The organism is Salinimicrobium marinum (assembly GCF_014651535.1).
Lineage (GTDB): Bacteria > Bacteroidota > Bacteroidia > Flavobacteriales > Flavobacteriaceae > Salinimicrobium > Salinimicrobium marinum.
On record NZ_BMXB01000023.1, the window covers coordinates 1 to 24,010 of the forward strand.

20 protein-coding genes are annotated in these 24,010 nt (G+C 39.5%); 5 read left to right on the forward strand and 15 right to left on the reverse strand.

Translation table 11 applies throughout. From position 1 onward, the window contains the following. The 3 genes from IE056_RS17250 to IE056_RS17260 all read right to left on the reverse strand — a co-directional run. Nucleotides 1-209, reverse strand: a 209-nt coding sequence (locus IE056_RS17250; protein WP_189606236.1) for a transposase, incomplete at its 3' end; no start/stop codon positions are given. Nucleotides 210-322: 113 nt separating this feature from the next. After that, entirely contained in the window at nucleotides 323-1,255 is a 933-nt protein-coding gene (locus IE056_RS17255; protein WP_189606237.1) for a peptidylprolyl isomerase, read from the reverse strand. A gap of 174 nt (nucleotides 1,256-1,429) precedes the next feature. After that, on the reverse strand, nucleotides 1,430-3,631 hold the full coding sequence (locus IE056_RS17260) for a RecQ family ATP-dependent DNA helicase (protein WP_189606238.1): 2,202 nt from the start codon (nucleotides 3,629-3,631) through the stop codon (nucleotides 1,430-1,432). 83 nt (nucleotides 3,632-3,714) lie between these two features. Between IE056_RS17260 and IE056_RS17265 the strand changes: the two genes are divergently transcribed. From IE056_RS17265 to lptB, 4 genes are all read left to right on the forward strand, one after another. Next, the gene (locus IE056_RS17265) at nucleotides 3,715-4,680 is read left to right on the forward strand and encodes a KpsF/GutQ family sugar-phosphate isomerase (protein ID WP_189606239.1); all 966 of its coding nucleotides are present in this window, start codon (nucleotides 3,715-3,717) and stop codon (nucleotides 4,678-4,680) included. After that, nucleotides 4,681-5,523: a twin-arginine translocase subunit TatC gene (tatC, locus tag IE056_RS17270; protein ID WP_229793807.1), complete on the forward strand. Its 843-nt coding sequence runs from the start codon at nucleotides 4,681-4,683 to the stop codon at nucleotides 5,521-5,523. Next, nucleotides 5,520-5,870 carry a carboxymuconolactone decarboxylase family protein gene (locus tag IE056_RS17275; RefSeq protein WP_189606240.1) on the forward strand — a complete coding sequence of 117 codons (351 nt, stop codon included), beginning with the start codon at nucleotides 5,520-5,522 and terminating at the stop codon, nucleotides 5,868-5,870. The genes tatC and IE056_RS17275 overlap by 4 nt, the downstream gene beginning before the upstream one ends. A gap of 194 nt (nucleotides 5,871-6,064) precedes the next feature. Then, on the forward strand, nucleotides 6,065-6,805 hold the full coding sequence (gene lptB, locus IE056_RS17280) for an LPS export ABC transporter ATP-binding protein (RefSeq protein WP_189606241.1): 741 nt from the start codon (nucleotides 6,065-6,067) through the stop codon (nucleotides 6,803-6,805). Between the two features lie 200 nt (nucleotides 6,806-7,005). On the opposite strand, the gene IE056_RS17285 is transcribed toward lptB, so the two are convergent. Next, a complete protein-coding gene (locus tag IE056_RS17285; protein WP_189606242.1) occupies nucleotides 7,006-7,779 on the reverse strand; it encodes a CDP-alcohol phosphatidyltransferase family protein in 774 nt (257 codons plus the stop codon). A gap of 269 nt (nucleotides 7,780-8,048) precedes the next feature. On the opposite strand from IE056_RS17285, the gene lnt reads away from it, so the two are divergent. After that, entirely contained in the window at nucleotides 8,049-9,641 is a 1,593-nt protein-coding gene (gene lnt, locus IE056_RS17290) for an apolipoprotein N-acyltransferase (RefSeq protein ID WP_189606243.1), read from the forward strand. 189 nt (nucleotides 9,642-9,830) lie between these two features. Here lnt and IE056_RS17295 read toward each other — a convergent pair whose 3' ends face one another. The 11 genes from IE056_RS17295 to IE056_RS17345 form a co-directional block, all read right to left on the reverse strand. Continuing rightward, nucleotides 9,831-11,219, reverse strand: a complete 1,389-nt coding sequence (locus tag IE056_RS17295; RefSeq protein WP_189606244.1) for an exopolysaccharide biosynthesis polyprenyl glycosylphosphotransferase — start codon at nucleotides 11,217-11,219, stop codon at nucleotides 9,831-9,833. Nucleotides 11,220-11,364: 145 nt separating this feature from the next. After that, a complete protein-coding gene (locus tag IE056_RS17300; RefSeq protein WP_189606245.1) occupies nucleotides 11,365-12,381 on the reverse strand; it encodes a glycosyltransferase family 4 protein in 1,017 nt (338 codons plus the stop codon). Nucleotides 12,382-12,561: 180 nt separating this feature from the next. Next, nucleotides 12,562-13,578, reverse strand: a complete 1,017-nt coding sequence (locus IE056_RS17305) for a glycosyltransferase family 4 protein (protein WP_189606246.1) — start codon at nucleotides 13,576-13,578, stop codon at nucleotides 12,562-12,564. Further along, nucleotides 13,550-14,725 carry an O-antigen ligase family protein gene (locus tag IE056_RS17310; protein ID WP_229793808.1) on the reverse strand — a complete coding sequence of 392 codons (1,176 nt, stop codon included), beginning with the start codon at nucleotides 14,723-14,725 and terminating at the stop codon, nucleotides 13,550-13,552. The genes IE056_RS17305 and IE056_RS17310 overlap by 29 nt, the downstream gene beginning before the upstream one ends. 362 nt (nucleotides 14,726-15,087) lie before the next feature. After that, nucleotides 15,088-16,155 carry a glycosyltransferase gene (locus IE056_RS17315; RefSeq protein WP_189606247.1) on the reverse strand — a complete coding sequence of 356 codons (1,068 nt, stop codon included), beginning with the start codon at nucleotides 16,153-16,155 and terminating at the stop codon, nucleotides 15,088-15,090. Between the two features lie 203 nt (nucleotides 16,156-16,358). Continuing rightward, nucleotides 16,359-17,666, reverse strand: coding sequence for an IS110 family RNA-guided transposase (locus tag IE056_RS17320; protein ID WP_189606248.1), 1,308 nt, complete (start codon nucleotides 17,664-17,666; stop codon nucleotides 16,359-16,361). Between the two features lie 361 nt (nucleotides 17,667-18,027). Further along, nucleotides 18,028-19,197, reverse strand: a complete 1,170-nt coding sequence (locus IE056_RS17325; RefSeq protein WP_189606249.1) for a glycosyltransferase family 4 protein — start codon at nucleotides 19,195-19,197, stop codon at nucleotides 18,028-18,030. Nucleotides 19,198-19,205: 8 nt separating this feature from the next. Then, complete coding sequence (locus IE056_RS17330; RefSeq protein ID WP_189606250.1) at nucleotides 19,206-20,201, reverse strand: glucosamine inositolphosphorylceramide transferase family protein; 996 nt, start codon at nucleotides 20,199-20,201, stop codon at nucleotides 19,206-19,208. Nucleotides 20,202-20,232: 31 nt separating this feature from the next. Beyond that, nucleotides 20,233-21,300: a glycosyltransferase family 4 protein gene (locus IE056_RS17335; protein WP_189606251.1), complete on the reverse strand. Its 1,068-nt coding sequence runs from the start codon at nucleotides 21,298-21,300 to the stop codon at nucleotides 20,233-20,235. A gap of 65 nt (nucleotides 21,301-21,365) precedes the next feature. Then, nucleotides 21,366-22,364, reverse strand: a complete 999-nt coding sequence (locus IE056_RS17340) for a glycosyltransferase family 2 protein (RefSeq protein WP_189606252.1) — start codon at nucleotides 22,362-22,364, stop codon at nucleotides 21,366-21,368. A gap of 73 nt (nucleotides 22,365-22,437) precedes the next feature. Continuing rightward, nucleotides 22,438-23,997: a glycosyltransferase family 2 protein gene (locus tag IE056_RS17345; protein ID WP_189606253.1), complete on the reverse strand. Its 1,560-nt coding sequence runs from the start codon at nucleotides 23,995-23,997 to the stop codon at nucleotides 22,438-22,440. Nucleotides 23,998-24,010: the final 13 nt, after the last annotated feature.

Here is a 24,010-nt window from a genome sequence, read left to right on the forward strand (position 1 = left end):
ATATTTTCAGTTTGGTTTTCCCAGTCAAAAGTACCATATTTTCGCAACCATTCCCTAATAGTGGATTTCGCCTGTATACCATATTTATGACAGGCTTCGGTTTTGATTAATTGACCCAGCTCGATTTCTTGGACAACTTGAAGCTTAAAAGAAATCGAATAATCTTTTTGGGTACGCTTTATATACCCAGCATTTTCTGATGTTTTCATTACACTAAAGTTTTAGTGTATCGCTATTTTAGGACTGGACAAAAAGTAAAAACAAAAACCTCACAGATTTTAAAACCTGTGAGGTTTTTGTTTTTATAAAAAGATAGAGATTTTTATTTCACTCCTACCAGCTCCACATCAAAGATCAAAGTAGCATCTGGAGGGATCACGCCACCTGCACCTCTGCTTCCGTAGCCCAGATGAGACGGAATCACGAAGCGTGCCTTATCCCCTACTTTTAACATTTGAATCCCTTCATCCCATCCCTGGATGACATGACCTTTTCCTAAAGGAAATTCAATAGGTTCTTTTCTTTTATAAGAAGAATCGAAGACGGTACCATCTGGCAACATCCCTTTATAGTGAACAGAAACCGTTTTTCCTTTTTCAGCTTTTTCTCCACTTCCTTCTGAAATGAATTTATACCGGAGTCCGCTTTCTGTTTTTTCAAATCCCTGCGCCAGCTCCCCAAGAAGTTCTTCCTGTTGTTTTTTAGCTGCAGCTTCACGTTCTTCTTTAGCTCCATTAAACTGCCGGAATGATTCTACAGCATTAAAATTTTCTGCAGCATCACCTTTTCTGATAATCTCCAGCTTCTCTATTTTGTCTCCCTGCTTAATTTTGTCTACTACTTCCTGACCTTCCACAACATGTCCAAAAACCGTGTGCTTTCCATCAAGCCAAGGCGTTTCGGTATGCGTTATAAAAAACTGGCTCCCGTTAGTTCCCGGGCCTGCATTGGCCATAGATAGAATTCCCGGACGATCGTGCTTAAGATCGGGATGGATTTCATCTTCAAACTGATATCCCGGCCCACCTACTCCGGTACCTTTAGGGTCTCCCCCCTGAACCATAAAATCAGGAATCACCCTGTGAAATTTTAGTCCGTCGTAGTATGGTTTTCCCTGCGGAATAGCTTGATTTTCAAGGTTACCTTCTGCTAGTCCTACGAAGTTTCCAACCGTTCCTGGTGTCTTTTCAAACTCTAGTGCTGCGAGTATTTCTCCTTTTGGTGTATGGAATTTTGCGTATAATCCGTCGTTCATGACTGTGTTTTAAGTTAAAAAGCAAAGATAAGAAAGCTATCTTTTATAAATTGTAAGATTAGGTTAATATAGATTTGAGAAATGATATGAGAGAATAACATATTAAAAAAGCCGGAAATAAATCCCGGCTTGTAATGTATTTCTAAGTAAACATTTTATAGCAAACAATTGAAATTAATTCGCAACTTCACTAATAAATTTAATTCTATAAAGTCTTAGCTCTTCTTCATCATAATCTCCCTCAAATTCTTCAAGAGCCTCTTCAATTTTATCATTTTCAGCTTCTATAAAATATTCATGGATCTCTTCCTGTTGATCTTCATCAAGGATTTCATCCACCCAATAATTAATATTCAGCTTGGTCCCGCTGTACACAATTGCTTCCATTTCTTTAATGAAATCACGCATTTCCATTCCTTTGGCTGCCGCGATGTCGTCTAGTGGAAGTTTTCTATCAACGTTCTGAATAATGTATAATTTAAGTCCGCTGTTGGCTCCGGTAGTTTTTACCACCAGATCATCGGGTCTCGTAATATCGTTGTCTTCTACGTAACGACTGATAAGCTCCACAAAATCTTTTCCGAATTTTTTCGCCTTCCCTTCCCCTACTCCATGGATATTTCCTAACTCCTCCTGAGTAACAGGGTATTTCAAAGCCATATCTTCCAATGAAGGATCCTGAAATACCACGAAGGGAGGTACTCCGAGTTTTTTCGCTACTTTTTTCCGAAGCTCTTTTAGCATCTTCACCAGGGCTTCATCAACTCCTGCACCGCCACCTTTAGCAGCAGTCACAATGCCATCTGCAGTTCCTATTTCATAAATATGGTCTTCGGCCATCATAAAAGATTCGGGATTCTTGAGGAATTCCTTACCTTTTTGGGTGATTTTAACTACCCCGTAAGTCTCTATATCTTTTTTGAGATATCCTGCCACCAAAACCTGGCGCAACAAAGCCATCCAGTATTTCGAATCTTTACTAGCACCTTTACCAAAGAGTTCATGCTCGTCGGTCCTGTGGGATTTGATAAGAGCATTCGATTTTCCGACAAGGGTATTTACCACCTCTTTGGACTTGTATAGCTGCTTGGTTTCTTTCACGGTTCTCAACAAAAGCTCTACTTCTTCTTTCGCCTCGTGTTTTTTCTTTGGATTCCTAACGTTGTCATCCATGCTGGCACCTTCTCCGGTGATCTCATCGAATTCCTCTCCAAAATAATGAAGTATGAATTTTCTCCTGGAGACAGAAGTTTCAGCAAAAGCAACCACTTCCTGAAGCAGAGCATGACCAATTTCCTGTTCAGCAACAGGTTTACCACTCATAAACTTCTCCAGTTTCTCAATGTCCTTATAAGCATAAAAGGCAAGACAATGCCCCTCCCCGCCGTCACGGCCGGCCCTTCCGGTTTCCTGATAATAACTTTCTATACTCTTCGGAATATCGTGATGGATGACAAACCGAACATCGGGCTTGTCGATCCCCATTCCGAAAGCAATGGTTGCAACCACCACATCTACATCTTCCATCAGGAACATATCCTGATGCTTGGAGCGGGTTTTAGCATCGAGTCCGGCGTGATAAGGTACCGCTGAAATACCGTTTACCTGCAGGGTCTGCGCGAGCTCTTCCACCCGTTTCCTGCTAAGGCAATATATAATCCCGGTTTTACCCGAATTTTGTTTTACAAACCTTATAATATCTGAATCTACGTTCTTTGTCTTGGGCCGTATTTCATAATACAGATTAGGACGATTAAAGGACGCTTTAAAGGTATTGGCATCTGTTATCCCAAGGTTTTTCAGGATATCCTCCTGCACTTTTGGGGTTGCCGTCGCAGTAAGCCCAATAATAGGAATATCGTCCCCAATTCGTTTTACAATATGACGAAGGTTCCGGTATTCAGGTCTAAAATCATGGCCCCATTCACTAATACAATGCGCTTCATCTATGGCCATAAAAGAGATCTTGACACTTCTTAAGAATTCAACATTCTCTTCTTTGGTAAGGGATTCGGGGGCAACGTATAGCAGCTTTGTGATTCCGTTGGTAATATCTTCTTTTACCTGTTTAACTTCAGTTTTATTAAGAGAAGAATTAAGTACGTGTGCAATACCGTTTTCCGAAGAAATACCACGTATGGCGTCTACCTGGTTTTTCATCAAAGCAATTAGGGGAGAAACAACAATAGCAGTCCCTTCTTTAATCAAAGCCGGGAGTTGATAGCAAAGAGATTTTCCACCTCCTGTGGGCATAACCACAAAGGTATTGTGGTTGTTCACTATACTGGTAATTACTTCTTCCTGAAGCCCTTTAAACTGGCTAAAACCAAAGTATTTTTTAAGCTGTTCGTGTAAATTGATTTCCTGCGAAGTCATTCAATTGTGTTACAATTTTACATACATTTGCATAATTAAAGATACATTTTTCTTTAGTACATGCAATTCATAATTCTACAAATTTGACACCTCAAGAAAAAATCCTCTCCGTTGCCGGAGAAACAATTTTAACTGAAGCCAAAGCGATTGCAAATTTAGAGCAATTATTAGACCAAAATTTTGCGAAAGCAGTAGAAGCCATCTACGAATCCAAAGGTAGGGTTATTATTACAGGAATAGGGAAAAGTGCAGCAATAGCTACAAAAATAGTTGCCACCCTGAACTCTACAGGTACCCCGGCCGTGTTTATGCATGCTGCCGATGCCATTCACGGAGATCTTGGTACTATAGGAAAGGACGATGTGGTAATTTGTATTTCGAAAAGCGGAAATACACCCGAAATTAAGGTTCTGGTACCACTTATCAAGAACTTTAAAAACACCCTTATAGGTATTACCGGCAGCCCCGATTCGTTCCTGGGACAACAGGCCGATTTTATCATCAATTCGTATGTCGAAAAAGAAGCCTGCCCTAATAATCTTGCACCCACCACCAGTACCACCGCACAATTAGTGATGGGCGATGCCCTGGCGGTTTGTCTTTTAAACTTGCGAGGCTTTTCCAGTAAAGATTTTGCCAGGTACCATCCAGGTGGTGCCCTTGGGAAAAAGCTTTATTTACGGGTAAGTGACATTACTGCACAAAATCAAAAACCTGTTGTACACCCAGAAACTCCCGTACCGCAGGTAATCATTGAAATTTCTGAAAAGATGCTGGGAGTGGCGGCAGTATTGGAGAATGATAAGATCGTTGGGATTATTACCGATGGGGATATAAGAAGAATGCTGTATAAAAGTACAGATATTTCGGGACTAACAGCCAGGGATATCATGAGCTCTTCCCCCAAAACCATTTCTCAGGAAGCAATGGCTGTCGATGCCCTGGATGTCCTTGAAGAAAATAAGATCTCCCAGCTTTTAGCCGAAGAGAATGGAGTGTATTCCGGAGTCGTACATTTGCACAACCTAATTAGAGAAGGAATTTTATAAATGATAAAACAATTGAACGAAGGCGAGGAAATGTCATTTCTGGACCACCTGGAAGAGTTGCGCTGGCATCTAATAAGAGCATGTCTTGCGGTGGTAATTGCAGGATTTATAGCCTTTCTTGCCAAAAGTTTCATTTTTGATGTGCTTCTATTTGGTCCCAGTAGAGCAGATTTTTTCACTTATGACATTTTATGTAAATTATCCTCCTATGTAGGACTTGAAGGAGGTTTTTGTTTTGATGGGGATATGCCTTTTAGTATTCAAAGTAGAACCATGGGCGGACAATTTTCTGCTCATATTTGGACCTCTATTACTGCGGGGTTCATTATTTCATTTCCGTACGTGATCTATGAATTCTGGAAATTTATTTCCCCTGCCATGTACACCAATGAAAGAAATACAGCACGTGGATTCATCTTTATTTCCTCTGTACTTTTCTTTTTAGGAGTTTTGTTCGGGTATTATCTTATCACTCCGCTTTCCATTAATTTCCTCGGAAGGTATCAGGTAAGCGACCAGGTATTAAATGAATTTGACATTGGCAGTTATATAAGTCTGGTAAGATCTTCTGTAGTCGCCTCCGGACTTATTTTTGAGTTACCCATTATAATATTTTTCCTCACTAAAATTGGATTGGTAACTCCGGAATTCCTGCAAAAATACCGGAAATATGCGCTGGTGATCGTATTGATCATTGCTGCGATCATAACCCCGCCGGATATTTTGAGCCAGATCATTGTAGCAATTCCGGTACTGGTACTTTATGAGGTGAGTATAATTATTGCAAAAATTGTTACCCGAAACGAAAAGAGAAAATTGAAAAAACAACAGCAAGCACGATGAAAAATCAGGTAGAAGAATTTAATGAATACCGCCAGAAGATGAACGACAAGATCCTTGGCGACAATAATAAAGTTATTAAAAGGATCTTTAATCTCGACACCAATGCATTTACCGCAGGTGCTCTTGATGTAAAAACAAAAGAATTACTTGGATTGGTGGCTTCCACCGTATTACGTTGTGACGATTGTGTAAAGTATCACCTCGAGACCAGTTATAAAGAAGGGCTTACGAAAGAAGAAGTCATGGAAGCTCTTAGCATTGCCACCCTTGTAGGAGGAACCATCGTAATTCCTCATTTAAGGAGAGCCTATGAATTCTGGGAGGAACTGGAAGGAAGCAATGAGTAGAGCGTGAAAAAACTGTTGGCTATTCCCAATAACCTATAGTTTGCAGAAGTGAGCCAGAAAACCATAAAAAGGAAAAGGGAATAGATTTTGAAGAAGACTGTTCAAAGCCGGAAAACCATAAAAAATAAATTGGTCTTTACCCATTTTTCTCTTTTCTTTTCTCCGGTTTAAAATCTAACATTTAATATCCAGTAATGAAGTTATTCGCTGAAAGTCTTGTAAAATCCTACAAAGGAAGAGAAGTAGTAAAGGGAATTTCCCTGGAAGTAAATCAGGGGGAGATCGTAGGGTTACTTGGACCCAACGGAGCCGGAAAAACAACTTCTTTTTACATGATCGTGGGACTTATAAAGCCCAATGGAGGCCGGATATATCTTGACCGGGAGAATATTACCAAATTCCCGATGTACAAACGTGCACAGCACGGAATTGGATACCTGGCGCAGGAAGCTTCTGTTTTTCGGAAACTCAGCATTGAAGACAATATTATGAGTGTCCTGGAGCTTACGAAGCTTTCCAAAAAAGAACGCCATTTGAAAATGGAATCTCTCATAGAAGAGTTTGGACTAGGGCATATCCGGAAGAGTCGTGGAGATCTATTAAGTGGAGGGGAGCGCCGTAGAACCGAAATCGCCCGCGCCCTTGCTACCGATCCTAATTTCATTCTGCTGGATGAACCGTTTGCAGGCGTTGATCCCGTTGCTGTAGAGGATATCCAACGGATCGTGGCTCAACTGAAAAATAAAAACATCGGCATCCTTATTACCGATCATAACGTACAGGAAACTCTTGCTATTACAGACCGTACTTATCTTATGTTTGAAGGACGCATTCTCAAAGCCGGAAAGCCTGAAGAACTGGCCGAAGATGAAATGGTTAGAAAAGTATATTTGGGTCAGAATTTTGAGCTTCGGAAGAAGAAGATATTTAAATAAGATATTTTTATACCACTTTATTTCAACAAGAATATTAAACTTGGATAAAGCCTCACTAGTTAAAAAACGCTGAGGCTTATTTTTATATTTAAAAAAGCAGTACACCTGGATTACTTTTCCAAACACTACCTGGATCTTAGCAGTATCATAGAAGGAATAGCTATATTCTTAACGGAATTAATTCATCACAACACTTAATTCTAATTCCCTGCTCTTGCTTCCCTTTTTGTTCTTCCGGTTGCAATAATTGACAGCAGCACATAACTTACAATGATCAGAGGAATAGCCACAAAATGGAAAACGAACAACAATACGAGGCAAAAAACAATAAAGAAATATCTTAATTTATTGTCTGAAAAAGCCCAGCTATCAAACTTCAAAGCGAAAAGAGGAATTTCAGCATTGAGCATAAAACAACTGAAAATAGTGAGTGCTGCCAAAAACCATTCATTCAGGATAATTGATACCACTTCAGGTTGCGGCTGAAAGATAAGGATTAGCGGCAGACTTAAGATCAACAGTGCGTTAGCAGGAGTTGGTAGTCCGATAAATGAATCAGATTGTCGTTCATCAATATTGAATTTTGCCAACCTGTACCCCGAAGCCAGAGTTACCAGAAGCCCAAATAATGCACCGTAGTGAAAATCCCACACTAGCAGGTCCTGTCCGCTACTCCAGTCTGTAGATGCTGCAGATTCTCCCGGCAATGCTTTTAAAAACAACTGAAACATCACTATTCCCGGTACAACTCCGCTGGTCACCATATCTGCAAGGGAATCCAATTGTAATCCAAGCTCACTTTTTACATTCAGCGCCCTTGCTGCGAGACCATCAAAAAAATCGAAGAAGATTCCCAATGCGACAAAAATCGCCGCCATTACCAAATTCCCCTGCACCGCAAAAACAACTGCAATACTTCCGGCAAAAAGATTCAAAAGCGTAATAATATTCGGGATATGCTTCTTAAGGCTCATAGAGTCGGTTTTTGGTAAAAATAGTAAAAAACTTTACTGTTTACTGTTTCCGCAGGTTGTATTCTCCCAATAAGGCTTTGTATTTCCGGATTGGATCTTAAACAGGAGTCATACAGTATTTATCACTATCATATCTTCTATTCCCCAACTAACCCCTTCATCAAAGCCTGGGAACTGCCCAAATCTATAACAAATTAATCCTGACAACATTTTACTATTTACCTCTTCCAAAACTACAGAGTTTCATAAATTTGAAGCAACAATTCATTATGAAGTACTTTTTCTACGCTTTACTCTCCGGAATATTACTGGCACTGGGCTGGCCCACTTATGGGTTTCCCCTCTTATTGTTCTTCGCCTTCGTCCCTTTATTGTACGCCGAGGCAAACATAAGACTTGATGAAGCACATAACCGAAAATGGAAGATCTTCGGACTCGCATATATAAGTTTTTTCACCTGGAATGTGGTCACCACGCATTGGCTCTACTACTCCACTCCCTTCGGTGGAATTTTTGCTGTTTTAGCAAATTCGCTGTTAATGACTTTCGTTTTCCTTATTTATCACATCGTTGCGAAAAGAACCTACTTTGGAGCCGCTTCCACATTTCTGGTATCGCTCTGGATCGTATTTGAATACCTGCACCTCAACTGGGAATTTTCCTGGCCCTGGCTCAATCTTGGAAATGGTTTTTCCGAAGCCATTAATTGGGTGCAGTGGTATGAATTTACGGGAACCTTTGGTGGTACTTTATGGATCTGGCTGGTAAATATTGCAATCTTTAAAATGTTGCTCCTATACAAACAGCACCGTGAAAAAACCATTATTTACAGAGGACTGGTAAAAACAGGATTGCTCCTTCTGGTTCCTCTTTTAATCTCCTACGCGATTCTCTATACCTATTCTGAAACTGAAGAGAGTATAGAAGCTCTTGTACTGCAGCCAAATGTCAACCCGTATACTGAAAAATATAATACCAACGATACTCGCATTGGCGAACTCCTCACCGAACTGGCGGAAAATGCTATCACTGAAGAGACGCAGGTAGTTATTGCCCCTGAAACTGTATTTGCAGATGGTACTGTTTTTAACAATTTTGATAGGTCTGAAGCAAGTTTTTTCACAAAGGAATTTGTCCGGAAGCATCCACAAGCAAGTTTTTTGAGTGGAATATCGATGTACAATCGCTTTCAGGACCCTTCACTTGTAACCGGCCAGAGCAATGAAATTGGCCCTGGCGACTGGTATGATGATTATAATTCGGCCTTTCTCGTTAACGCCAATGACTCTGTACATTTCTACCACAAGTCAAAATTAGTCGTAGGAGTAGAGAATTTCCCGTATCAGGAGGTATTGCGTCCCATTTTAGGGAATGTAATGATTGACCTTGGCGGAACTGTGGCCATGAAAACAACCCAAAAAGATCGTGGTGTATTTGAACTGAATCAGGGAGAACTTGTTGCACCCATCATCTGTTACGAATCTGTATACGGAGATTATGTCACCGGTTACGTTAGGAACGGAGCCGATTTTCTCACTATCATTACCAACGATGCCTGGTGGGGAAATACCCAGGGACACAAGCAGCATTTAAGCTATGCGAAGCTTCGAGCAGTAGAAAACCGTAGGGCAATTGCCCGGAGTGCCAACACAGGAATTTCCGCTTTTATTAATGAAAAAGGTGAAATCGTTTCCTCTTTAGGATATGAAGAACAGGGAGCCTTACTAGGCCAGGTAAGCCTGAATAACAAACTCACTTTTTACACTAAATACGGAGATTATATTGCAAGAGTTTCTCAATTCCTGGCGCTGTTTATCTTTCTTTTTGCCATGGTGAAGTGGAAAAGGAACAGAAAGGTTTAATGTTCAGTTGAAAGTGCTCAGTTTCCAGTAAAAGAAAAATAGCGTTGGGTTATTAAAAAAATGAGGCTTCATTTCTCGAATTAACAGCATGACCGGCAACGCTCAGATTAGAAAATTCCAATTTGCTTCCCTTTTACGATTATAAAAAATTTCATCTCTACCTTTCCACCTTCCACTTCTCCCATAAATTCATTGTCCGCGGAAGAAAATAATCGTACTCAGGGTTTTTACCAGGATATTAATATCCAGGAACAGGTTTCGGTGTTTGATGTAATATAAATCATACTGAAGTTTTTCAAGGCTGTCACCGTGACTATTCCCATATTCTGCCATTACCTGCGCCCAGCCTGTTAAACCCGGTTTGATGACGTGCCGGGTATCGTAAAACGGAATCATTTCCGAAAGTTCTTCCACAAAAACAGGACGTTCCGGTCTGGGGCCTATCAGACTCATTTCACCTACAAAAATATTATAGAACTGCGGAAATTCATCAAGCCTGGTCCTCCTTAAAAACTTTCCGAATTTTGTCACCCTAATATCATTTTTCTGTGCCCATTGGGCTCCATTTTGTTCAGCATCATAACCCATGGTCCGGAATTTCAGGATGTGAAAATGTTCTCCATTCTTGCCGACCCTTTCCTGCCGGTAAAATAAAGACCCCTTGTTTCCGAAGAAATTCCCAACCATAATCAGGGGAACCAGAATTAACCCAATGATCATCCCGAAACTCGCCACCACCACGTCTACCAGGCGATGAAAGAAAATGTAAAATTTATTGTCATTTATTTTACTGAAATAAAAAAACTTGTAGAAATCTTTTTCTATATGCTGCACAGGAATACGCCCTGTTTTCTCCTCGTATACTTCGTAATAATCCTTAACCGGAAATCCGCTTTTCAGCAAACCCAGCAACTCCTCATTTAAACCCGATTTAGTATGATCTCCTGAAATAAGAATTTCAGTGATGCCATTTTCTTTGACAATGTTGGTCAATTTTTCATCTGAGAACCTTAAAAGTCCCGATTGAAAAACAGATTTTCCTCCCGAATAATCCCCGGAATTAATATAGCCTATGATATTGTAATGTGGATCGGACTGTTGCAGTTGGTTCGCTATCACATCCACATCAAAAGAATCATTGATGATCAAAACCCTTTTGTAGAACCTTGGAGAAGAAACAAGTGCTATATAAGCAAACCTCCATAGAAGTAAAGCTGAAATTATGGAAATATAAAAATACAGGATTTGCACCCTGTTCTCAGGCAGCACAGGCGTAAGAAACGGAGTTAACAGAAAGAACAGAACAGTAACTGAAGTGGTTAAAATCACATTTTTTAATACAGTGTCAAACTTGCTGGCCTTCTGAAGATCGTAGAGTTCGAAGACGCTTGAAAAAACTGTGAGATACAACGCCAGTACCACTCCCCAGGTCCAAAAATCTGGGTTGATATTAAAATATTCAAACCTCGAAAAAATCCCCACCAGATAAAGTGTAAAAAGCACCCAGAACACATCAAAAATGCGGAGCAAGATCTTACGTTCTGAAATTTCAAAATGAATATTCTGTTTCCGGGGCATGGAAGATTTTTTACCCGGCAAAGATAGTAAAGAGTTCAGTTTCAAAAGGTGAAGGAAGATATATTTTATCAACCTGTTTATGGCGGGTTATTTTTTCCATGAAATGACTTCATTTCTTTGACATATCCCTTTCATGAGAATCGGATTAGGGCTTCAACACCATGTTCCACTTTTCTTTCACCACTTCCCAATCGAAAGCCTCTGTTTTCTTTCTTGCCGTTTTAGTCATTTTTAGAGAGAATTCGGGATCATTCAGTAATTTTTCTACTGCCCCTGCCATTCTTTCGGGATCATTTGGAGGGACAAGCACCCCATCTACATCAGCAGAAATAAGGTATGGAAGTCCGCCTACATTGGTGGAAACCACGGGCAGGCCTAAAGCCATGGCTTCTAAAACACTTACGGGCGTATTGTCGATGTTTGTGGTATTAAGGAAAATATCATATCCTTCTGAAAGTGTCCGCCAGTTTTCTTTGGACAGCTTTCCCGGAAATTTTACCGGCAACTTGTTTTGCAGTGCATATCGGCGACAACTATTCAGTGATTCATCTTTTGCGGGACCCACCATACACAATTCTGCTTCAGGATATTTTTTCAAAAGAATTTCCAAAACTTTTAATGCCAGCATTGGATTGTAAATTTCATCAAAAGCCCGCACCCATAACAGTTTGGGCGCAAGTATCCGACGCTCCTTAAATTTATAGTCTGTAAGATGGATACTGTTTGGTATATACCTTATATTGAGAAAACCAGCTTTCTGAAATTCTGTTTTTAAATAGAGGGAAGGTGCTACATTTAGGTAAGAGCAGCTAAATATCTCAGAACAAGCTTTGGGAGACCCATTTAAGCGTTTTGGAAGCTCTCCTCCATGCAGTATAGGGATATACTTCAGCTTTAATTTTTGGCACAACCTGGCCACTGCCCATGCATACCAGAAATTCTGGGTGCTATAGGTATCGATAAGAACAAAATCAGTGGATTTTCTATTCCTGAACACTGTAAGCAACATATCTGCCAAACGGAAGAGCTTATTTTTACGTGAAGAAGCAGACTTGATGTTATAACCCTCCTGCCTAAAAAGTGGAGGTAAAACATCTACAGAAGTAGGCGATCCTCCCCCGGGTAAAAGTCGATTTCCGATGTAAAGGAGGTTAGCTTTCATGAAACGAATGGGGGATTTGTTTAAGTTTTATTTGTAGTTCCTCTGGAGTGGGTTTCGGAGCGGGACGTTCGGGTGCAGCCGCTTAAACAACATTATTGGTTTATTGTCCGACGTTCTGGACTCCTTCGCTTTCTTCCTTCTCAGACACTAATTTAATCACTCAATACTGAGAACTCACGACTAACTGCTCAGTACTTTCTCCCATTGCCCCTTCACCACTTCCCAATCGAAATCCTTCACTTTTTCATATGCTGCCAATGAAATCGTTTGGGATTTATCCTGATTTTCGATTAGATCTACCAATGCATTCAACATTTTATCTTCATCTTTTGGAGGCACCAATATTCCATCTTTGCCATTTTCGATCAGGTAAGGCATTCCATTTACATTTGTTGAAATTACCGGAAGTCCAAGTGCCATGGCTTCGATCACACTTATAGGGGTGTTATCAATATCGGTTGAATTTAAAAAGAAGTCATAATCCACAGAAAGGGCCGCCCAATCTTTCTTTTTCAATTTTCCGGTGAAATGTATCGGAAGGTTCTTTTCTTCTGCATAGTTCTTACATTTCGCAAGGGAGCCATCTTTTTCTGGGCCCACCATACAGAATTCAGCTTCAGGATACTTTCTCAATAATTTTTCAAATACCTGCACTGACAGCATCGGATTATAACGCTCCTGAAACCTTCGCACCCACAATAATTTCGGTTTAAATATTTCTCTTTTTTTAAAAGGATAATCATTTAAAACAATGGAATTGGGGATGATCTTCAGGTTCTCAAACCCTTCAGCTTTAAAAATATTATAGAGAAAATGAGAAGGCGCAATGTTCACCTGTGCTTTTGCGAAGAGATCCTTACTTTTCCTCTTCGAAGTCTCCAGTCTGCCGGGCAGATTTCCGCCGTGAAGAATAGGTATATATGGTAAATTTAACTGCTGACATAATTTGCCCGCGCTGTAGGCATAGTAAAAATTCTGAGCGCCATAGGTATCGATAAGGACCACATCCGTACTATCACGATGATTCCAAATGAGGTTTAGCATGTCAATAAGCCGCAGAATTTTATTGTCTTTACCTGAAGCTGTTTTTACCTGGTAACCTTCCTTCTTCAATACTTCACTAAAAAAAGAAATATAGGTAGCGGTAAAAGTAGAATTTGTAAGATTGTTACCTATGTATAATATTCTTTTTTTCATCAACTATATATAAAAGTGCCAGTCCGTAAACCAGTGCCGGTAAGGCAATACGCATGGCCGAATGGTTTATAGTGAGAAACCAAAAGGCTACAAATGCCAGAAAATAATAATTGTTTTTAAATTTTAACCAAAACAGTAAAGGCACAAATATAAGAATTAGAATGGCTAACAGGCCTAATAATCCATGTTCTGACAATAAACGACTAATTTCATTATGGGAGGCTGTTTCTATACCTGTTTCCTCCTCCCGGTATTCTTTTGCTTTTCCAACTCCAACTCCTACCACAGGATTATAATAAAAACCCTGAAGTTCAGTAACAATTAACTCCGTTCTTCCGGTAGTAATATCTTCTTCCAGCTCTCCCGCAGCATTTCGGTTGGTATACCGGTAATTAATCAACCCCTGAGTAGCAACCGATATGAACAACCATATTCCAAAAGCTGCTATTGATATCAATCCCAGCTTACGAACCGTTTTCGATTTTTCCCGCGGAGTCTGTTTATAATATAAAATAAATAAAAAACAGATGATGCAGATAATCGCAGTCAGCACACCTCCCCTCGAAAAGGTGACGATTGCACGATAGCTCATCAATCCGAAAAGAACAAGATCTATTATGTTAATCAACCTGTTTTTAATGACAAACAATCTTGTACAAAGCAAAAGAGCTCCCATTCCCATCACCGTAGAAATTTGATTGGGCCCATATCCTCCCGAGGTCGCATAATTGGAATTGGTTCCACTCATAAGCGCCTCCCCCAGATCAGGAGTGTATAAATAAAGATATACCATATTGCTAACCAAAGGCAGGAGCAACATCAAGAGGACAAAGTTAAATTGCACTGCAGTAATCTTCTTATAGTAGCAGTAAAGTGCTGAAACACCCAGACAAACAGGTCCACTCAGGTTAAAAGCCACTGCTTTTCGAAATACCACTTCATAGCTAAGGGTTTGAGAAGCTACCACTATCCCGGGAATTAGGATAAGCAGATAAATCCAGAAAGGAACTGATTTGATAGACGAACCTTTATAGAACATACCAATCACCAGGAAGAGTATAACTGCATATTTTCCGGTTTCATAAAAGATCATCCCTCCGGTCATTCGAAAGAATACTTCTGCACCCGCAATATAAGCCGCGGCCATTAAGGCCTCATTGTTTCGGTTACCCCTTATAACCACATAAAACAAAAAAAAGACAATGACACCAAGTAACAGAAATTGTGATGCAGGCCGAAAGGCATAGACCACATACGCCATGATAAAGTGCAACAATAAAAACTGCAAATATTGTATGTGAGTGAGATTTCTAATACGTAGGTTCTTTGAAGGTAGTGGGACTAAAAATTCACAGATTAATCATTTCTTAACTGCTCATTTCCAGATGCAATATTAGTTAAAAGTTTCAGGTTGATTCCGGAGTTAACAGTTAAAAAAAGAATTTATTATCATTCCCGTTCTGCCTGAAGTCTTTTTCTCCCATTGCATAAGAGAACGTATCTCCCTTTTCACGAATTGAAAATCGATTTATAAAACCTAAGCACCTCCGGAAGTACAGCATCTTCTGAAAAAGTGTTCATTATTCTATCTTGAAAGCTTTCAGCGGAAACTTTTCTTTTTCCTTCATCTGCCATGTACTCAAAAATAGCCTCTGCCAAGGCCTCAGGATTTTTGGATGGAACCAGAATTCCGTCGTTTCCTACAACTTCAGCACACTGGCCAACACGGGTACAGACTACTGGCAATCCTGCACGTGCATATTCCAGCAAGGCCACGGGAAGGCCTTCCGAAGAAGAAGATAAAACTCCAATATCTGCTTTTATTAAAAAATCCTCTACATTTTCCTGTGCCCCATAAAGGAATACTTTATTCTCCATCTTGTTCTCACGCAAAAACCTCCTGATTTCTTCGGAATAAGAATCTTCAAAATCTTTCCCGATGAGATGCAGGTTCAAATCTTTATCAGATATCAATTTGAAAGCACGCAGTAAATTAAGATGATCTTTCTGAGGCCGGAGATTTGCCAGGCAAACGACGTTAAAGACGGCTTGTCCTTCAAGGTTTTCCTGGCGAACATTTTCTGAAGATATTTTTGAAACAAAGTTCTTTATATATTTTACTGCTGAAGGATTTAAATTATCTACCGCCCATTCTTTCAATGGCACATTAACTGAAATGATTCCGTCAAAGAATTTTGAAAACGTTTTAAGTATGCCAGGTTTCCTTATTTCTAAATCCCTTCCGAAATGATCATGCCACACCAATTTCACCCCCGGAACCAACAGTTTCACCAACACCCCAAGAAAAAACGAACTACTGTGCGCCTGTATCAGATCTATATTGTTATCCTTTATATATCTCCAAAGTCGAAAAAGAGCTTTTACATCCAGCTTACGCTTCTTCTCCAGAAACAGATATCCTACTTCTGGAACTAGCTTTTTCAGGAGCATTCCCTCCATTCGGGTACAACATAAAAATGAGCCTTCTACCCTGCCAGTAAGGGCATTCGCATAAGAAACAGCCATTCGTTCTGCACCACCTGGGCGTAAGCTATCTATTAGTTGGAGAACACGCATTTCTTTCTTATTTCGGCTGTCCCACTTAACCCGCCCTTTTTCGTGGCGGATTAATCGAAGTGCTGTTTAATATTTTAAATAATTCTGATCTTTTTCTGTTTGGCCGCTTCTCAATTTAGTGTCACCCTGAATTTATTTCAGATTTTACACGTTTGAAGTTCCAAATTGTAAGATGCTGAAACAAGTTACCATTGACGTATTATTTAAGTTGCTGTTTTATAGCTAATTACGACTCCCATTTCTTTAGCCATCTTGAACAGGCTTTTTTGCTTATTAAGCAGGATTTTCTCTTGATAGGCTTTAATTCCCTCTTCTACATAGGTTAATCCTTTTACAAATAATTTCCAGTATAATTCAGCCAATTTTCTTGCTACAGCTTTAATAGCAAGCGAAGGACCTTTCCTTGCTCTAATTTTGCGCCCAAAGGCTCCCAATGTAATATTTTTGCTGTTGAGTAAGCTATGGGCAGCTTGCTTAAAAATTAGGCCAGCCTTGGGTTGCCCTTTAGATTTATAGTTTTTTCTCATTTTACCAGAGTGATGTTGTTTGGGAGCAAGACCAAGCCAGGAAGTAAAATGTTTTTCTGTTTTCCATTTTTGCAGATCAGTGCCAACCTCAGACAACAACTGCAACCAGTTATAGTCGGTAATTCCTGGTAAAACGGTAGCATCTTTATTATGGAATATCCTTAATAGATAATTATCCATATTTTTAATCTCTGGTTTGTGATGTCTTATTGGCTTTCTACGAGATTTTGGATTGTTTTGCGGTGGCTCATTGGAACTCATCTTTTTAAGCACTTCTTCCAATTGTTTATCACAGCGAACTATTTGTTCCTGATAAAAGTCGTAGCAAGTAACCGCTTGCTCTAAAGCGAAAAGCCCTGCCTGGTTATAATGACCTTTTAAAGATTTTACTATTAGTTCCCTTTTTGTTTTTAAAACACTGCTATGGCACATTTCAACTAAAATATCAGGATTTCTTTCTCCAGCTAAAATAGCCCTGATAATTTTCAATCCGCTTGCTCCATGCACCTGACTCAGAACTTCTTTTAAACGAATATTCATCATCGTGAGCGCTTTTTGCATGTGGTTGACATGCATCGCAGCACTACGAATATGATCTTCTCTTAGGCGCTGATAACTCCGTAATTCCTGAATCAAGTCTTCTGCTACGAAACACTTATTTAATAACCCATAGCTATGGAGTTGTTGTATCCACTGACAATCCTTTACATCAGTTTTTCTACCTGGCACTTGTTTAGTGCTTCTCCCATCTACAAGCCATACATCAAGACCTCGAGCCTGAAGGATATCATACAGGATTATCCAATAAACACCAGTTGTTTCCATAGCAACAGTATCTACATTATTTTCCAATAAATAGGATGCTGCAGCTTCCAAATCCTCCGTAAAGGTGTCGAAGCTTTTCACTTCTTTACCTTCCAGTCCAACAAAAATTTTGTGGGCACCTATATCTATACCCGCTGCATGTGTTCTAATTTTTTTCATGGCGAATAAATTTTAAAAACCACAGTTGGAAAATCTTTCAGCTTGCAAGACTACCATTCGGGCATCAAGTAAATTGAGCACCAGCATCGCTAACAATATTTTCCAAAACCATACTCAGCAACAGGTATGAAAACACTATACTTATATCGGTTAACTCGTGGTTCACTATATTTACCAATAAAATTACGTCAAAATCCTACGCTAGGTAATTTATTTAACGCGGGTCTCAGCATGGCGTACTCATTTAATTTACTGCTTCTCATTTTAGCGTCACCCTGAATTTATTTCAGGCTCCAAACGTCAGGATCTCACAATTACAAGATGCTGAAACAAGTCTACCATTGACGTGAAACTAAAGTAATTAATTCTTTCTCAGTACCTCCTTTATAGCTCCTTCAAACCTTTCCAAAGTAAACTTTTGACTCCATTCCTTTGCGGCTTCAGACTTTTTCCGCATCTTCTCAGGAATTGCCATCAATTCTACTATCTTTTCCACATCCTCCACTCTGTTTCTCTGCTCTCTGCTCTTTTCTTTCTCCGAAATCAAGATCCCACGACTTCCATAATCAAGCATCCACGGCACACAACTCACCGGGGTGGAAATCGGGACACATCCAAAGAACATGGCCTCTGCCACCGCTTTTGGCCAGCCTTCAGATTGAGAAGGTAAAATTAGAAAATGTGATTGCTTATAAGCACGTTTCAATTCTTCCAAAGGTCTGCTTCCTTCAAAATCGACCAGTTGCTCAATATTTTCATCCCTACAATAGGCTTTCAGCATTTTCATTTCCGGACCATCGCCGTATACTTTCAATTTTATTGCGCGAGCCTCCCGGCTCGTGCTCTTGTTTAATTCTCTATTAATTTTCTGAACTAATTGTATCGCTTTCAGAGGATGTTTTCCCGGCACCAGATTTCCGACATATAAAAAAATAAAAGGAGCTTCAAAATTCTTCTCTTCCACTCCTCGTTTCTCTATTTCAGAAAAGGAAGCCGTGAAGAAAGGTTTGATATTCTTCGACTGGTGCGGCCATTCGCCATATACCAGCACCTGCATGTTTCTGGTTAAAAAGGTATTGTTTAATATCCACTTTTGGAGGTTATAGCTCCATGGCTGCTCTGCTTTTGGCTCCCAGTTTCCGGCGTATTTTACCGTTTTAGGCTTCTTCGGAAAGAATATCTGAACAATACAGGCAATTAGTCCGATGTTTCCGGGGCAGCGTAGGTGGATGTGGTCACTCCGCTTCATTGCAAGAAAAATATTCAGAAAAATTTCCGGCAGATTAGTCAGGCCAAGAAAAGCAGATTTTCCGGAAAGTAAGTTGATCGCAGGAATTTTGGTAAAAAGAAGCTTTTTATGAGAGTAAGCCAGTTCAGCAGACTGAACAGGATTATTTGATAAAGGAGCCACGACTTCCACCTCATCTACATAATTAAACCAGAGATTCATTTCCCGCATATAGGGTCCATAAGAGTAAAAGGAATTTTCCTGCGCTTTATGTTCTATATATGTGATGACGGTAAATCTCATTCCTGCTTCTACTGCGTAAAAAAGTTGTAAAAATCTATCCAGTTATGTTTCAGTGTTCTTTTGTATTGCCATTCCAGTCTGTTGCCAAGATGGCGATCCCCGTCATATACCATATAATATTCATCTTCATATTTCTGTATATCCAAATGATGCATTCCCCTGTTAAACCATTCTATTTCCGACTGAGGTTGCAGATATAAATTCTCTTCAAGAGCAAGAGCAAGATTTTCTCCGTTGGTTTCCAGCCTATAAATAGAAATACTGGTTCCATAACCTGCCGACATATTTTGAAGAGGAAGATACCACGTATTCTTTACATTAAAAAAACGTCCTCCGGGACGCGTCTCATTTCCCCAGTCCTGTCTGTAATTTTCCACTTCGGACCATTTCCCTTCTAGAGAATCTGCCGTGAACATATACTGTTTCATATCATCATCTACGGCAACGATGAGATTCAGGCTTTCACTTAAAAGCAGGGACGGATCTTTTAAACCTATATTGGTAATAAGGGTATCAGTAATGCGCCAGGAATAAGGAAAATTATCGGCTTTATACAGTAAAATATTATTAGATCCTTTAGTTTCCGGTAGCATATAGATTTCTTCCTTATGTGTAAATACCTGGGGATAGGAAAGATGGAAATCTTCGTCCAAAACAGTTCCTTTATAATCATAGTTCTTTCCGTCAGGAGAAGTCAGTAAAGCGATATTGGCATTTCCCCTCCCCTTAATTTCCACAAAAAGATAGAACGTATCTTTTTCTTTGATAAAAAAGGGATCTGCTATATAGTCTATGGGTTCGGGAAGTAAGCCATCAATGAATTCGTAGGTGACGATATTCACAGGATCTATTTTTTGCTCTTGAAGGGGATTTGATGATTTCTGAAATCCAACGGACCACGGACCGACCGCAGGGGTAACAAATGGATATCTGGTATGGAAGACCAGCAGGATGACCCCTCCTAAAATTAGAACTCCAACCAGGATTGACAACTTTCTATTCATTCTCTTTTAGAGGGATTGCTCTTTTTGTTGTCTATAATTGCTTTAATTTCTCAAACACGATAGTAGTCGCACTTTCTACTTCAAATTCCTCTTTAAATCGTGCATAACAATTTTTACTGAATTCTTGCCGAAGCCCTTCATCTTTTAATAATTTCAGGATTTTTTCCGATAGGTCTACCTCATTTTTTGGTTCAAAAAGAAATCCGTCTTTGCCATCTCTAATGATCTCTGCAATCCCCGAAGTATTGGAACCTATCACCGGTGTTTTTACCGAAAAACTTTCAATTAATACAAAGCCAAATGCTTCCACTACAGAAGGGACTACTGCCAGGTATGCACTTGAAAATTCTTTCAAAACCCTTTCCTTCGACTGACTTCCAGCAAAAACAACATTTTTGGAAATATTAAATTCAACGGCTTTTTTCTGAAGTTGTTTAATCCTGCTCCCCTTCAGTGAACCTCCTATCAGTGTCAGTTTAATCTCAGGAAACTTTTTGAGTACAGCAGGCATAGCTTCCAATAGAGTATCAACTCCTTTCGACGGCCACATATTTCCTACATATAGAATTTTATTTCTCTGAACCTGATGATTTTCTAATGGATATTCCTTTACTGCATTATAGCAGACTTCGATCTTGCTGTCCCTGACTCCAAAATTCTCTCTCAAATCTCTTTTAGTGGCATTTGAATTTGCTATGACTTTAGTAGCTAACTTATAAAGGATCTTCTTTCTAATCAGCAGGTTTTTTTTCGTCTGAAACTGAGTAGAAATCGTTCGGGCCCAGGGAATCCTGTATTTTACACCAAATAGATAACCAACTACTAAAAAGATGTTGATGGATCCGAACATGGAGATCATCATATCGGGCCGGTATTCTTTTACCTTCTGAATCAAAAACTTAAAGTCCTTCCATTTTGTGGGTCTTCTTGATGGCCATTTGAATATTTCTATTTTGAATGATATTGGAATTTGATGATCTTTTACACTATCTGTAATAATAATCACCCGGAATTCTTCTGACAATTTATTCGACAATTCGATAAAATAATCAGATACAGAGGTATTGGCAATACTGAATGACAGAAATATGGTTTTCAATACTGAAATTAATTTTATGCAACATAGGTGAAACAAGTCCCTATCTGATTATTCCAGGAACTTTATTATTGCTCTTTAGGATTATTAATTAATAAACTCACCCAACCCGCCATACGTCCTGTCGCTTCCGTAAAAGCTTCTTTTCTTTTATTAGTATTAAAAACATTGGATAGCCTTATCAAGGTAAGCAAAAAAGAAGTGGCATTCCACTTTGCCCTGGCTTTAAATGTAGGATTTGGATTTTTCACCCGCCATACATACCAACCATTCCTAACTACCATTTTGCCATAATTATATTTATTTGGTCTCCCTTCTGAAGCATGATGATGTTCCACTCTTGCATTGGTGTTCACGTACAGTTTCCCGAGTTTCGAAACCTTGAGGGAAAAATCGGCGTCTTCATAGAGCCCGTAACCTTCAAAATATGTAGAATATTTTAATTTTTCAAACACTCCTTTTTTATAGCTCGCTATCCCTCCCATCAACATTTCCACTTCATAGGTTTTTCCGCTGGGTGGTAAAAATCCTGTGGAATAGCCATGAGAGAAATCCGGCATAAAACCCGGAGGAACATTTGGGGGTAGTCCCAATTTCTTTCGCAATTTAAACCTGGAGCCTTCGATCCTCTTCCAATTGTCATAAACAAATTCTGATTCTGTTGGTTTATACCCTTCAGGAACCTGTTGCCATTCCTGTTCATTTATAATATGGCCGGAAACACCTAATGCTTCAGGATGTTTCTCATAGGTTTTCAAAATTTCTTCAAAATAAGAAGTATCTAGTACCGTGTCATCATCCAGAAAGAATACTACCTCTACATCCTGTCTTAATTTTTCCACACCAAAATTCCTCTGCCTGGTTAGTCCCCGCTGTTGTTCGTCTACCTTATAATATTCCAGGTTTGGAAATGGATCGTGCTGAAAAAGATTTCCTGTCCTATCATCCTCTGAACCATCAATGATCAGGATCTGATTTGGCAGTACTGTTTGTTCTTTTACGGAATCCAGCAACCTCTTTAGAGCTTCCGGACGTTGATAGGTACAAATTATTAAACTGGATTTCATCGCGGGTAAATATAGAGGTTTGATCCTGAAAATGAAATGATATTGAAAAATGGGATCTTGTGATGCAGTGAACCTATGTAGACCTAAGACTCTGTCCCTGCTTCATCAGCTTTTCAGCCCAATCCATACTTTTCTTCCACCTCTTATTCATCGAAGAAATGTAAGAAACCGGATTCTTAATTTTCTGCCGGGGATAGAACTTTATAAATAAAGATATTTTATATCCCCTGATCTGGTGTGGAGTATAGTTTCTCAGTGCGTATGCCATTACAGTAGGTGAAGGTTTTGGCAACGGATCTTCCGTTTCCCATTCTAAAATTGGCTTTTCCCGGAAACCTCCCATCGGGGCTTTCAGGTGTGCAATTTCCAGGTTCGGATGATAAATAATATCACATCCAACCCGCCTCAATTGCATCCCGAAATCTGTATCTTCCCCATGGCCGTGCTCGAAAATTTCTGAAAATCTACATTTTTTCGCATATAGAGATTTTACCACACTGGTACCTGATCCAAAACTTCCCCATTGTTTTATTTTTCCAAAGACAGTTTCTTCTCCCGGTTGCCTGCAATTCATATTTACAGCACATAGATCGTATCTTTTTATTTCAGAAAAAATATTTTCCAAAAGATTTCTACTGATTCTTATATCATCATCTGCAAAGAATACATATTCCGAAGTAACCTCTTTCAGAGCAATATTCCTTGCCTTACAGGCACCGGTACGATGAATAAAATGGTGTACAATTTCAAAGGGCCAATTTTCCCCTTTTATAAACTCCAATTCAGAAGCTGAAGTGATATTCGGATTCTGCTCCACGATGATTATTTTCTTCGGGAGGTGCGTCTGAACTGAAAAATCTTTCAAGACATCGTATAAATATTCGGCTCTTCCCATTGTGGGAATAATTACATCAATACTTCCTGAAGTAGAATTATTCTTCCGGGAAGCATTGATAAAACCAGATAAGTCTATACTTCTTCGAAAGAATTTAGAATGAAAAAAGCTCTTGAAAAGAGATAGCAGAGGAAATGACCTTTCGTAAACAATAAAACATATAAGTAATACTGACGTCCAGGCAGTAGAATAATGCTGATGAACGAATCGGAAAAGATCCACTTTGTTGGCCGTACTTTTCGGTTTAGTATTTTCAGAAGGATATACTAATTTCGGCTCACTGTAACAGAACAAGCCATTCTGCTGCCCGATTTTAGCCACGGAATTTAACAGGAAATTGAAATCCTTCTCCTTTCTGAATAATTGCCCGAATTTCAACAGTACTTCTCCTTTAATTCCACCTACATCACTGCTCATTCGCCAGGTTCCGTAAGAGACACTTCTTTCAACGCTAATGAAAGGAAGTTGGTCTACGTAACCTATACTGGCGGGAAGAAAGGTTGTTTTAACAGCATAGGAAGCCATGATTAAATTATGATGGAAGATCCCGTTCCAGCTGTCCATTTCCAAATTGCCCAATGAACCCTCTTCACTCCAACCGAGTATTTCATCGGGGAATTTTTCTGCTAATTCCCAAAGAGCCTCTGTACAGGTTTTGCTTGTAAGATGTACTTCTTCAGGATTGCAAGAAAGAACTCTTACAGGAATTTTTGCATTTTGATGGACGAGTATTTTCAAATGAGAATGGGGT

What these genes read in the sequence shown, in the direction of transcription:
- IE056_RS17255 (WP_189606237.1), bottom strand. Translation starts at nt 1,255, where the DNA reads ATGAACGACGGATTATACGCAAAATTCCATACACCAAAAGGAGAAATA.
- IE056_RS17260 (WP_189606238.1), bottom strand. Translation starts at nt 3,631, where the DNA reads ATGACTTCGCAGGAAATCAATTTACACGAACAGCTTAAAAAATACTTT.
- tatC (WP_229793807.1), top strand. Translation starts at nt 4,681, where the DNA reads ATGATAAAACAATTGAACGAAGGCGAGGAAATGTCATTTCTGGACCAC.
- IE056_RS17275 (WP_189606240.1), top strand. Translation starts at nt 5,520, where the DNA reads ATGAAAAATCAGGTAGAAGAATTTAATGAATACCGCCAGAAGATGAAC.
- lptB (WP_189606241.1), top strand. Translation starts at nt 6,065, where the DNA reads ATGAAGTTATTCGCTGAAAGTCTTGTAAAATCCTACAAAGGAAGAGAA.
- IE056_RS17285 (WP_189606242.1), bottom strand. Translation starts at nt 7,779, where the DNA reads ATGAGCCTTAAGAAGCATATCCCGAATATTATTACGCTTTTGAATCTT.
- lnt (WP_189606243.1), top strand. Translation starts at nt 8,049, where the DNA reads ATGAAGTACTTTTTCTACGCTTTACTCTCCGGAATATTACTGGCACTG.
- IE056_RS17295 (WP_189606244.1), bottom strand. Translation starts at nt 11,219, where the DNA reads ATGCCCCGGAAACAGAATATTCATTTTGAAATTTCAGAACGTAAGATC.
- IE056_RS17300 (WP_189606245.1), bottom strand. Translation starts at nt 12,381, where the DNA reads ATGAAAGCTAACCTCCTTTACATCGGAAATCGACTTTTACCCGGGGGA.
- IE056_RS17305 (WP_189606246.1), bottom strand. Translation starts at nt 13,578, where the DNA reads ATGAAAAAAAGAATATTATACATAGGTAACAATCTTACAAATTCTACT.
- IE056_RS17310 (WP_229793808.1), bottom strand. Translation starts at nt 14,725, where the DNA reads ATGGCCGCGGCTTATATTGCGGGTGCAGAAGTATTCTTTCGAATGACC.
- IE056_RS17315 (WP_189606247.1), bottom strand. Translation starts at nt 16,155, where the DNA reads ATGCGTGTTCTCCAACTAATAGATAGCTTACGCCCAGGTGGTGCAGAA.
- IE056_RS17320 (WP_189606248.1), bottom strand. Translation starts at nt 17,666, where the DNA reads ATGAAAAAAATTAGAACACATGCAGCGGGTATAGATATAGGTGCCCAC.
- IE056_RS17325 (WP_189606249.1), bottom strand. Translation starts at nt 19,197, where the DNA reads ATGAGATTTACCGTCATCACATATATAGAACATAAAGCGCAGGAAAAT.
- IE056_RS17330 (WP_189606250.1), bottom strand. Translation starts at nt 20,201, where the DNA reads ATGAATAGAAAGTTGTCAATCCTGGTTGGAGTTCTAATTTTAGGAGGG.
- IE056_RS17340 (WP_189606252.1), bottom strand. Translation starts at nt 22,364, where the DNA reads ATGAAATCCAGTTTAATAATTTGTACCTATCAACGTCCGGAAGCTCTA.